This is a genomic window from Kitasatospora sp. NPDC127116 (genome assembly GCF_042677365.1).
GTDB lineage: Bacteria > Actinomycetota > Actinomycetes > Streptomycetales > Streptomycetaceae > Kitasatospora > Kitasatospora lactacystinica.
The window spans coordinates 1-8,080 of sequence record NZ_JBHXTL010000232.1 but is presented as its reverse complement, the minus strand read 5'-3'; the positions used below and the strand labels follow the sequence as shown (position 1 = coordinate 8,080).

Sequence of the window (8,080 nt, the reverse complement as noted above, 5' to 3'; positions counted from 1 at the left end):
CAACGCCAAAAACACCTACGACCCCACCCACACCCTCACCCCCGGCCACAACATCTTCCCCTAACCCCACACCACACCACACACACAACAAGAAAAGGGAATTCGGCGATTCACCGGATTCCTCTGCCGCACCCGTCGAGCGAAAGGACCGATTTCCCGTGCGTGCCATTCACCACACCGACCGGACCATCCTCAACCACCCCGCCCACGCCGTCTGGAACGCTCTCGTCGACGAGCTCAACGGCAGGACGACGTGGTGGCACCCGCACAACACCCACCGGCCCGGGTCCACCGGCCCGCAGCAGACCGGCGGCACCACCACGACCACCGTCCACCCGGCGGGTGTCGGGAAGCCCGGTCCCAAGCTGCGGTTCACCTCGACCACCACGCAGGTCGTCCCGGACGCCGAGCTCACCCAGTCCCACACCGGCCACTTCCAGGGCACGACGACCTACCGGCTCACGCCCCACAACAACGGCGCCCAGACGCTGCTGACGATCACCTTCGCCACCGACCCGCACGGCCTGGCCAAGTTCTTCCACAAGCTCACGAACCTCACGACCAAGCACACCACCGCCACCCAGCACGCCCTCAGCAACCTCCGCCGCCACCTCGACAACCAGAAGTAGGAACCGCCACCGGAGAAGGAGGCCCCAGTGACCGTCACCGAAATCCCCGTGCTCCCCGCCCGGCACGCCGTCACCACCACCGACCACACCGCGACGACCGACGACCACGCGCACCTCGCCATCACGGTCCACCAGCCGGGCGAGCCCGGTCCGGGCCGGCCGCTGGTGCTGCTGGTCCACGGCTGGGCCGCCTCCCGGACCGTCTGGCACGCCACCGCGCAGCAGCTCGCGGCGGCCGGGCACACGGTGGCCACGTACGACCAGCGCGGTCACGCCTCGTCGACGTCCGGGCGGGAGCCGATCAGCATCGAGCGGTTGGCGCGGGACCTGGACACCGTCGTCGGGACGCTCACCACGCCGGAGCGGCCGGTCGTGGTGGTGGGGCACTCGGGCGGCGGGTACGCGGCGCTGGCCTGGGCGGCGGGACTGCCGGCCGGGAACGGCGGGGCAAGTGTCGGGCGGTTGGCGGGTCTTGTGCTCGTGTCGACGGCCTCGCACGGGCAGATCACGCCGGCGAGCGAGGTCAGGATGATGGGGTCGAAGCTGTTCAGCCGGGCGCTGCGGACGCCGTGGCTGGGCCGTCGGCTGCTCGGTGGGACGCACGGGCCGGCTGCTTCGCTGTCGGCGCGGGAGGCCAACCGCCGGTTGTTCGCCGCCACGTCGCCGGCGACCCGGGCCGCGTGCTTCGCGTCGACGCAGGAGATGGACCAGCGCGCGGGTCTGGCCGGGATCACCGCGCCGACCGCGGTCATCACCGGCACCGAGGACAAGATCGTGAAGCCCGAGTTCAGCCGGGAGCTCACGTCGGCGCTGCCGCACGCCGAGCTGCACCGGATTCCCGGCACCGGTCACATGGTGCCGCTGGAGACTCCCCAGCACATCGCGCACCACGTCCACCTGCTGGTCGCGGCCGGCCGCTGACGACCGTGACCACCACCGCCCCGGCCGGCGTCCTGGCCGCGCTGCTCCCGCCCCACGTCCACTGTGCCGAGGCTTTCGGCGTCCCGTCCGAGGGCCGGCTGCTGCCGTCGGAGGCGGCGTACATCCGGGACCGGTCGCCGCGCCGCCGCCGGCAGTTCGCCACCGCCCGGACGCTCGCCCGCCAGGTGCTCGGTGTTCTCGGGCATCCGCCGGTGCCGCTGCTGCCCGGGCCGGGCGGGGCGCCCCGGTGGCCGGCGGGCGTCACGGGCAGCATCACCCACACGGACGGTTACACGGCCTGCGCCGTCGCCGGCACCGGGCGGCTGGCCTCGCTCGGGATCGACGCCGAGCCGGCGCGGCCGCTCCCGCGGGGTGTGCTCCAGCTGGTCAGCAGCGAGGCCGAGCGCAGCGCCCTGGCCGTGCTGCCGGAGGGCCGGGTCCCTTGGGACACGGTGCTGTTCAGCGCCAAGGAGGCCGCCTACAAGGCCGTCCATCCGCTGACGGGCACCTGGGCCCCGCTCGCGGCCATCTCCGTCGCGGTGTACGCCGACGGTACGTTCACGGCCCGGCACCCGCACCACCCGGCCGTCCGCACCGGCACCTGGGGCGTGCACCGCGGCACGGTGGTCACCGCGCTCGCTCTCCCGCCGTCCCGGGCTGCCGCCGCATGAGACGCGCTGCCGTCCGTGGACCGTCGACGCCCCGCCCCTTGCTGGGCACCGGTACGGCCGGTGCCGAACGAGGGGCGGGGCTGTGGGGTTTCACTCCGTTCCGGGTGGTGCGCGGGGAAGGGCCGTCTCCCCGGTGTCCGGGCCGGACCGGGCCGGGCGGCCTCCGGGGAGCCGGCTGCCGGGGGGCCGGTCAGGCCGACGTGGTCGGGGCACCGGGGCGGTCGTCCTGGCGCGCGACGGCCACCGACCACTGCGGAAAGTGCGCCACGGGAATCGCGGAGGATCCGGCGGAGTCGGGGCGGAACGACGCCGCGGGGAGGAACACGACGCGGCAGCGTCGGCACAGCCAGGTCGCCCGCCGCACCCGGTGGAGCTGCTGCCACTGCTCGTAGGTCTGCGGCCACTGGTCCGCCGTGCCGCTCCGGCGGGAGGTGGCCGCGGCGGGTCACGGTGCCAGGGCGCCTCCGGGGGCGAGGGCGAGCTCGGTGAAGCGCTCCGCGATGAGACGGTGGGCCTCCGGGGAGGGGTGGAGGCCGTCGGGGAGCGGGTGGGCGTCGTGGTCGGGCTCGCCGTAGAGGGCCAGGCCGTCCAGGTGGTGCAGGTGCTGGTCGCCGTCGGCCCGGCGTTCGGCGACGATGCGGGCCAGTTCGGCGCGGATGACGGTGAGGGTGAGCCGGCCGGCGGCCACGTCGGCGGGGTCGCCGGTGGCGCGGAAGCGCAGGGTGCCGCTGCTGAAGTCGGGGGCGAGCGGGCCCGGCACGGTTTCGTGGAGCGGGCAGAGCAGCGGGGAGACGATCAGCACCGGTGTGGTCGGGTGGCCGTCCCGGACGGTGTCCAGGAAGCCGTGGACGGCCGGGGTGAAGGCGCGCAGCCGCATCAGGTCGGTGTTCACCAGGTTGATGCCGAGCTTGAGGCTGATCAGGTCGGCGGGGGTGTCGCGGATGGCGCGCGCGGTGAAGGGGTCGAGCAGGGCGCCGCCGCCGAAGCCGAGGTTGGTCAGGTCCAGGCCGGCGCCGTTGGCCACCAGGGCGGGCCAAGTACCGGTGGGGTGGGCGGCGTTGGAGCCGTGGCTGATCGAACTGCCGTGGTGCAGCCAGTGCTTGCGGGTGCCGGTGGGGATCGGCTCGATCGGGGCGTCGGTGTCGAGGGCGATCAGTTCGGTGGTCTCGGTGTGCGGGAGCCAGATCTCGACGGTCTTGTCGCGGTCCGGCAGGCCGGTGAACCGGGCGCTGCCGGACGGTCCTTCGGTCAGTTCGAAGCGGCCGGTGGCGAGGTCGACGGTGCGCAGGTTGCCGCCGGGGACGGTGCTCTGCGCGGTGAGCCGGCCGTCCACCAGGAGGTCGTGGACGCCGTCCGGGACGTTCGGGACGCCCGGGTAGGCGCGCTTGGTGGGGACGGCGTGCAGCGTGACGGTGGTGGCGCGGGTGCGGAAGGCGAGCCGGACGCCGGAGGGCTGGGACTCGGCCATCGCGAGCTGTTCGTCGGGGATCCGCCGGCGGGCGGCGGCGGGCAGGCGGTGCGGCAGCAGGCCGCGGGCGGTGTGTTCGAGGTCGAGGTGGCCGTGGAGGAGGGCCTCGGTGACGGGGGTGGTGATCGTCGTCATGGTGCTGCTCTTCGGTTCGTCGGGGCGTGCGGAGGGGGTGGATCAACCGCTCGTGCGGGGCCCGCCGGCGCGCAGCAGGGCGTCGAGGGAGTCGATGATCCAGTCCCAGGACTGTTGCGGGTCGACGGCGGTGTGGCTGAACCCGCCGGCCGCCTCCAGGCTGATGTAGCCGTGGAAGACGCTGCCGAGCATGCGCACCGCGTGGGTCTGCTCGGGCTCGCCCAGGTCGTAGCCGCGCAGGATCGCCCTGGTCATCTGGGCGTGCCGGACGCCCGCGCTGGCGGCGGCCGTCGCGGCGTCCAGGCGCAGCCGGGTGGCGTCGTAGCGGCCGGGGTGGCGGGCCGCGTAGTCGCGGTAGGCGTCCGCGAAGGCGGCGAGGGCGTCGCGGCCCGCCCGTCCGGCGAGGGCGTCGGCGACGAGGTCGGCGAGTTCCTCCAGGGCGTACAGGGCGATCCGGGTCTTGAGGTCGTGGGAGCTCTTGACGTGGGAGTAGAGGCTGGCCGTCTGGACGCCGAAGCCGCGGGCGACCGCGGCGACGGTCACCTGGTCGAAGCCGACATGGTCGGCGAGTTCGGCGCCCGCGACGACCAGGCGTTCGACGGTCAGCCCTGCCCTTGCCATGTGCGTTCTCCCGTACGGTCGCGTCGGCTGTCTACGGACAGTATGGGATTGCCTAAATGGATTAGGCAAATGGAAATACCCCGCTCAGCCCGCTCAGCCCGCTCAGCCCGCCAGGATCACCGTCTCCGCCGGCCCCGAGAAGCCCGCCTGCTGCGACGGGGTGCCCGTGGCCGCCGTCCGGCGGTGCTCCTGCGGGCTGACGCCGCGCACCCGCTTGAAGGCCGCCGAGAGGGCGAAGGCATTGCTGTAGCCGACCTTGCGGGCCGCGAAGGCGACGGTGCACTCGGGCTCGCGCAGCAGGTCCGCGGCGACCGCCAGGCGCCAGCCCGCCAGGTACGCCATCGGGGGCTCCCCGACCAGGGCGGTGAAGCGGCGGGCCAGACCGGCCCGGGAGACCCCGACCCGCTGGGCCAGTTCGGCGACCGTCCAGGCGGTGGCCGGGTCGTCGTGCATCATCCGCAGCACCGGGCCGACCACTTGGTCGTGCTGGGCGCGGTACCAGGCGGGGGCGCCGGAGTCGGGGGCGGCCAGCCAGGCGCGCAGCACGGAGACCACCAGGAGGTCCAGGATGCGGTCCAGGACGAGTTCCTGGCCGGGCTCGTTGCGCCCTATCTCGGCGGCCAGCAGGTGCACCAGGGTGTCGTCGGCACCGGTGCCTGCCGGGCGGACCAGCAGTGCGGGCAGGCAGCCGAGCAGCCGCTGGCCGATCTCGTGCTCGGCCTGGTAGGTGCCGGACAGCACCACCGAGGAGGCCCGGTCGCCCTCCCGGCCCTGGCCCCAGGTCCGGACGCCGAGCGACATCACCTCGGAGACGTCCACCCCGCCCTTGGTGCAGACCTGGCCCGGGCCGACGATCACGTCCACCGGGGTGTCGGGGTCGTCCGCCACGGTGTACGGCTCCGGGCCGCGCACGATCGCCACGTCACCCGGGTGCAGCAGCAGCGGGGTGCCGCGCTCGGGCAGGATCCAGGCGTCGCCGCGGACCATCGTCACCACCGAGAGCGGGGCCCGGTCCTCGATCCGCAGCGACCACGGCGGGGTGAGGATGGAGCGCAGCAGGAACGCGCCACGGGCCTTGGGGCCGTCGAGGAGTCCCGTCAGAGTGTCCATGACGCCAAGTGTAGACGGCGGGACATCATTTGACGCTTCGTCATTTGAGAGACTCTTGAGTGATCGAGGTGGCTCGCACCGCCCGGATGCCGGATGATCTGCGCACGGGGGTACGGACCGAAACACGGCGACCGCGGTACGGCGACACCGGCTGCGAGAAGTGAGGGGCTCACGACGATGGAAACGGCACGCACACTCGTCCTGGTGGCGGCCACGGTCACCTGTGGACTGACCGCGGGACTGTTCTACGGCTACTCGTGCTCGGTCATGCCGGCACTCGCGCGGGTCGACGACCGCACCTTCATCGAGGTCATGCAGCGCGTCAACAAGGCGATCCTGAACGGCTGGTTCGTTCTCGGCTTCGTCGGCGCCCTGCTCGCCACCGCGGCGGCGGTCGCCCTGCACCTGCCCTCGGACGGGCACGACGTCCTGCCCGCGACCATCGCCGCGCTGGTGCTGTACGTCGCGATGATCGGGGTCACCCGCTCGGTCAACATCCCGCTGAACGACGAGCTCGAAGCCGCCGGGTCGGCCCAGCGGATCGCCGACCCGGCCGCGGTGCGCAGCCGCTTCGAGGCGCGCTGGGTGCGCTTCAACGTGCTGCGCGCCCTGCTGTCGACCGGCGCCCTGGCCTGCCTCGCCTGGGCGCTCGTCCTCAACGGGCAGAGCTGACCGGGCCCGGACCCGCTCGACGGGCGGGCCCGGCCGCGCCGCCCGCCGCCGCCACCCTCTGCCGCTGACCGGACTCAGCCGCAGAGGGTGGCGAAGCCGTACCCGCGCGCCTTGAGCGTGGAGATGATCCCCGGCAGCGCGGCCACCGTCTGGCTGCGGTCGCCGCCGCCGTCGTGCAGCAGGATCACCGAACCGGGACGGACGTTGTTCAGCACCCGCGACCTGATCGCGGCCGCGCCGGGGCGGGACCAGTCCGCCGGGTCCACCGACCAGAGCACGATCTGCTTGCCGAGTGCCGCGGCCTTCGAACGCACCGTGCCGTTGACGGCGCCGTACGGCGGGCGCAGGCAGCTCGGGGTACGGCCGGTCTGCGCGCGGATGACCTTGTCGGTGTCGGCCACCTGCGCGTTGAGCGCGGCCGCGGAGAGCCTGCTCAGGTCCGGGTGGGACCAGGAGTGGTTCTGCACGCTGTGGCCCTGCCTGGCGACCTGCGCGGTCACCGCGGGGTGGGCGGAGACGTTCTGCCCGATCTCGAAGAAGGTCGCGCGCACCCCGTACCGGCCCAGCGTCGCCAGGACCTTGGACGTGTAGGCGGGGCTGGGGCCGTCGTCGAAGGTCAGGTAGACCACCTTGCCGCCCTTGGCGCCGGCCGCCTGCGCCTCGGCGGCCGGCAGGGTGACCGCCGCTCCCGCCGCCAGGGCGACGACCAGTGCGCCGATCGCGGTCCGGAACCTGCCAACTGCCCTGCGCCTGACGGGTGGTACGGACATGCCTGCCCCCTGCGGTCGGAACTCCCGTGCACCGGCCAGTCTGCGCCCGCGGGCCCGTCCGCCGCGACCCTTCGTCGGTCGCGAGCGAACGGAATCGGCCAGTCGGGCGCCGGGTGGCGGCTGCCGGGCGACAGTTGCCCGTCGGCAGGCCGAAGGCCCCCGACGGGATCCGTCGGGGCCGTCGGGGGCCCTGTGCGGGGCCGGCGTTCAGCGCCCGGCGCGGCCGTGCAGCACCAGGGAGCGGGTCAGGGCGAGCAGGCCGCCGGCGCAGAGCGCGGTGCGGAGCATGTTGACCGGGACCCAGGTGTCCGCGAACTTGGCCCGCACGGCGGCGAGGTCGTGGATCTGCGCCGCGTCGCCGGCCGCCGCCAGCTCGTTGTTGAGCGGGATGTTGACGCCCATGGTGACGATCAGCGCCACCACGTACAGCAGCGTCGCGGCCGCCGCCCAGAGCGCCGCCTGCCGCCGGCCGGCCTTGTGCTGGAGCCAGGCGGCGATGCCGGTGGCGAGGAAGGCGCCGATGAAGACCAGGCCGAACAGCCCGTTCCCGTCGATCGACTTGTTGATGTGCTGCATCGCCGTCACGTAGGTGCCGTCGTCGCCCTCCGCGAGGCCCGGCATCACCGAGACGTCGAAAGCGAAGAACAGTCCGGCCATCAGACCCATCGCGATGGTGGCGCCCACCAGGAGCGGGCCGGCGGCCTTGCTCCGGGTGCCGGGCACGGCCGGGGCCGTGCCGCCCGGCGCGAGGCCGGTGAAGGACTGTGCGGCGGTGTAGGAAGCAGGGGTCGCGGTCTGGTTCGAGCGCATGGGTATTCCTTCGGTCTCCCCGGTCCCCGCCCGGTGCGGGGACTCTCCCGGTGTCCGGGCCGCCGGCCTCCTCACCGCTCCCGGCCGCGGCCGGGTGCTGGTCAGGGGGTCGGTGCCGCCCGGCACCGACGATCTACTGAACTGCCGTACGGACGGCAGGTGTTGCCCTTCCGGATGGTCACGCGTTCCACACGCCGGAGGCGGCGGCCTCGCGGGCGTAGTCGGCGAAGTCCCGCGGCTCACGCCCCAGCGCCCGCCGCACACCGTCGCCCA

9 protein-coding genes and 1 pseudogene are annotated in these 8,080 nt (G+C 73.7%); 4 read left to right on the top strand and 6 right to left on the bottom strand.

The features are described from left to right. Positions 1-158: 158 nt before the first annotated feature. The 3 genes from ACFVHV_RS42520 to ACFVHV_RS42510 are packed head-to-tail and all read left to right on the top strand — an operon-like array spanning position 159 to position 2,221. Positions 159-629 carry an SRPBCC family protein gene (locus ACFVHV_RS42520; RefSeq protein WP_359914079.1) on the top strand — a complete coding sequence of 157 codons (471 nt, stop codon included), beginning with the start codon at positions 159-161 and terminating at the stop codon, positions 627-629. A 27-nt stretch (positions 630-656) separates the two neighbouring features. Next, entirely contained in the window at positions 657-1,550 is an 894-nt protein-coding gene (locus ACFVHV_RS42515; RefSeq protein ID WP_380359059.1) for an alpha/beta fold hydrolase, read from the top strand. Between the two features lie 5 nt (positions 1,551-1,555). Then, positions 1,556-2,221 carry a 4'-phosphopantetheinyl transferase gene (locus ACFVHV_RS42510; RefSeq protein WP_380359056.1) on the top strand — a complete coding sequence of 222 codons (666 nt, stop codon included), beginning with the start codon at positions 1,556-1,558 and terminating at the stop codon, positions 2,219-2,221. A 445-nt stretch (positions 2,222-2,666) separates the two neighbouring features. Here the strand turns inward: ACFVHV_RS42510 and ACFVHV_RS42505 are convergent, their stop codons facing one another. The 3 genes from ACFVHV_RS42505 to ACFVHV_RS42495 form a co-directional block, all read right to left on the bottom strand. Then, on the bottom strand, positions 2,667-3,824 hold the full coding sequence (locus ACFVHV_RS42505; RefSeq protein WP_359914088.1) for a GDSL-type esterase/lipase family protein: 1,158 nt from the start codon (positions 3,822-3,824) through the stop codon (positions 2,667-2,669). 42 nt (positions 3,825-3,866) lie between these two features. Then, entirely contained in the window at positions 3,867-4,445 is a 579-nt protein-coding gene (locus ACFVHV_RS42500) for a TetR/AcrR family transcriptional regulator (RefSeq protein ID WP_380359053.1), read from the bottom strand. A 102-nt stretch (positions 4,446-4,547) separates the two neighbouring features. After that, positions 4,548-5,555, bottom strand: a complete 1,008-nt coding sequence (locus tag ACFVHV_RS42495) for an AraC family transcriptional regulator (RefSeq protein WP_359914094.1) — start codon at positions 5,553-5,555, stop codon at positions 4,548-4,550. 177 nt (positions 5,556-5,732) lie between these two features. On the opposite strand from ACFVHV_RS42495, the gene ACFVHV_RS42490 reads away from it, so the two are divergent. Then, positions 5,733-6,227 carry a DUF1772 domain-containing protein gene (locus ACFVHV_RS42490; RefSeq protein WP_380359050.1) on the top strand — a complete coding sequence of 165 codons (495 nt, stop codon included), beginning with the start codon at positions 5,733-5,735 and terminating at the stop codon, positions 6,225-6,227. Positions 6,228-6,301: 74 nt separating this feature from the next. On the opposite strand, the gene ACFVHV_RS42485 is transcribed toward ACFVHV_RS42490, so the two are convergent. The 3 genes and pseudogenes from ACFVHV_RS42485 to ACFVHV_RS42475 all read right to left on the bottom strand — a co-directional run. Continuing rightward, the gene (locus tag ACFVHV_RS42485; RefSeq protein WP_380359048.1) at positions 6,302-6,997 is read right to left on the bottom strand and encodes a polysaccharide deacetylase family protein; all 696 of its coding nucleotides are present in this window, start codon (positions 6,995-6,997) and stop codon (positions 6,302-6,304) included. Between the two features lie 207 nt (positions 6,998-7,204). Further along, a complete protein-coding gene (locus tag ACFVHV_RS42480; RefSeq protein WP_359914103.1) occupies positions 7,205-7,807 on the bottom strand; it encodes an anthrone oxygenase family protein in 603 nt (200 codons plus the stop codon). Between the two features lie 178 nt (positions 7,808-7,985). Beyond that, positions 7,986-8,080: pseudogene (locus tag ACFVHV_RS42475) on the bottom strand (NmrA family transcriptional regulator); the annotation flags it as partial.

Coding starts and splice junctions, on each gene's coding strand:
- ACFVHV_RS42500 (WP_380359053.1), bottom strand. CDS start 4,445: ATGGCAAGGGCAGGGCTGACCGTCGAACGCCTGGTCGTCGCGGGCGCC.
- ACFVHV_RS42485 (WP_380359048.1), bottom strand. CDS start 6,997: ATGTCCGTACCACCCGTCAGGCGCAGGGCAGTTGGCAGGTTCCGGACC.
- ACFVHV_RS42490 (WP_380359050.1), top strand. CDS start 5,733: ATGGAAACGGCACGCACACTCGTCCTGGTGGCGGCCACGGTCACCTGT.
- ACFVHV_RS42495 (WP_359914094.1), bottom strand. CDS start 5,555: ATGGACACTCTGACGGGACTCCTCGACGGCCCCAAGGCCCGTGGCGCG.
- ACFVHV_RS42505 (WP_359914088.1), bottom strand. CDS start 3,824: ATGACGACGATCACCACCCCCGTCACCGAGGCCCTCCTCCACGGCCAC.
- ACFVHV_RS42480 (WP_359914103.1), bottom strand. CDS start 7,807: ATGCGCTCGAACCAGACCGCGACCCCTGCTTCCTACACCGCCGCACAG.